This window comes from Streptomyces sp., from assembly GCF_031178505.1.
Lineage (GTDB): Bacteria > Actinomycetota > Actinomycetes > Streptomycetales > Streptomycetaceae > Streptomyces > Streptomyces gulbargensis.
This window is the reverse complement of the sequence record NZ_JAPSIW010000974.1, coordinates 1-2,058: the sequence shown is the minus strand read 5'-3', so window position 1 is coordinate 2,058 and position 2,058 is coordinate 1. Positions and strand designations below refer to the sequence as shown.

General features: G+C 74.4%; 1 protein-coding gene. It reads left to right on the top strand.

The features are described from left to right. Positions 1-233: 233 nt before the first annotated feature. Positions 234-2,058: type I polyketide synthase (locus RIF68_RS35240; RefSeq protein WP_309055647.1), on the top strand; the 1,825-nt coding region annotated here is incomplete at its 3' end.

Sequence of the window (2,058 nt, the reverse complement as noted above, 5' to 3'; positions counted from 1 at the left end):
ACGAGCCCGACGCGTCCGAGGCCATCGAGTCGGCCTCGGTCGACGAGCTCCTCAGCTTCATCGACAACGAACTGGGCCGCACCACCCCGTAGGGCGTCCCCTCCGACGCCCCGCACCCGGAGCCGGACCGGCGGCCCTCCCCGCCGGACCGGCCCCCGGGCCCGGCCCCCCGCCCCGGCTTCCCGCCTTTCCGCCTGCGCCTTCCGCCTTCGCCCGAGGAGAGCACGAACCCGATGTCCAACCCGTCGAACGAAGAGAAGCTGGTCGAGTACCTGAAGCGGGTCACCGTCGACCTGCAGAAGGCGAACCGCAGGATCGCCGAACTGGAGGCGGCCGAGACCGCCGAGCCCATCGCCGTCGTCGGCATGGCCTGCCGCTTCCCCGGCGGCGTCGCCTCGCCCGACGACCTGTGGCGGCTCGTCGCCGAGGGCACCGACGCCATCACCGACTTCCCCACCGACCGCGGCTGGGACCTGGAGCGCCTCTACGACCCCGACCCGGCCCGACCCGGCACCTCCTACACCCGCCAGGCCGGCTTCCTCCACGAGGCGGGACTCTTCGACGCCGGCTTCTTCGGCATCTCGCCGCGCGAGGCCCTCGCCATGGACCCGCAGCAGCGCCTCCTCCTGGAGACCTCCTGGGAGGCCTTCGAGCAGGCCGGCATCGACCCCGACACGCTGCGCGGCAGCCGCACGGGCGTCTTCGCGGGCATCATCGAGCAGAGCTACCTGGGCCTGGAGGGCCCCGAGGAGTTCGAGGGCTACCTGCTCACCAGCAAGCTCAGCAGCGTCGCCTCCGGCCGCGTCGCCTACAGCCTCGGCCTGGAGGGCCCGGCCGTCTCCGTCGACACCGCCTGCTCGTCCTCGCTGGTCGCCCTCCACCTGGCGATCCAGTCGCTGCGCTCCGGCGAGTCCGACCTCGCGCTGGCCGGCGGCGTCACCGTGACCGCGACCCCCGGCGGGTTCGTCGACTTCTCCCGGCAGAGCGGCCTCGCCCCCGACGGCCGCATCAAGTCCTTCTCCGCCGACGCCGACGGCACCTCCTGGTCCGAGGGCGTCGGCATGCTCGTGGTCGAGAAGCTGTCCGACGCGCGCCGCAACGGCCACCGCGTCCTCGCGGTGATCCGGGGCTCGGCCGTCAACCAGGACGGCGCGTCCAACGGCCTGACCGCCCCCAACGGCCCCTCCCAGGAGCGGGTCATCCGCCAGGCCCTCGCCGACGCCGGTCTGACCACCGCCGACGTCGACGCGGTCGAGGCGCACGGCACCGGCACCCGCCTCGGTGACCCGATCGAGGCGCAGGCCCTGCTGGCCACCTACGGCCAGGGCCGCCCCGAGGGCCGGCCGCTCTACCTCGGCTCCCTCAAGTCGAACATCGGGCACACCGTCGCCGCCGCCGGTGTCGGCGGCGTCATCAAGATGATCCAGGCCATGGAGCACGGCGTCCTGCCCCGCACCCTGCACGTCGAGCGGCCCACGCCCATGGCGGACTGGGACTCGGGCTCCGTCGAACTCCTCACCGAGGCCCGGGAGTGGCCCGCCACCGAGCGCGCCCGCCGCGCGGCCGTCTCCGCCTTCGGCGTCAGCGGCACCAACGCCCACGTGATCATCGAGCAGCCGCCGGCGGAGGAGCCGGCGCCCGCCCCCGAGCAGCCGGTGGGCCTGCCCGTCGTGCCCTGGACGGTGTCGGGCCGGACGGCCGACGCGCTGCGCGCCCAGGCCCGCCGTCTCCACGACCACCTCACCGCCGACCCGGCCCTCTCCCCGCTGGACGTCGGTCACTCCCTGGCGACCGGCCGCGCGGCCCTCGACCACCGGGCCGTCGTCACCGGTCACGACCGGGAGGAGCTCCTCGCCGGCCTCCAGGCCCTCGCGGAGGGCGGCACCTCCCCGAACCTGGTGCGCGGTGAGAAGACGGGCGGCCGCCTCGGCTTCCTCTTCACCGGTCAGGGTGCTCAGCGTGCGGGCATGGCGCGGGAGTTGTACGCGTCGTTTCCGGCGTTCGCGGTTGCGTTCGACGAGGTGGCTGGTCTGCTGGACGCGGGTCTGGGCGGTTCGG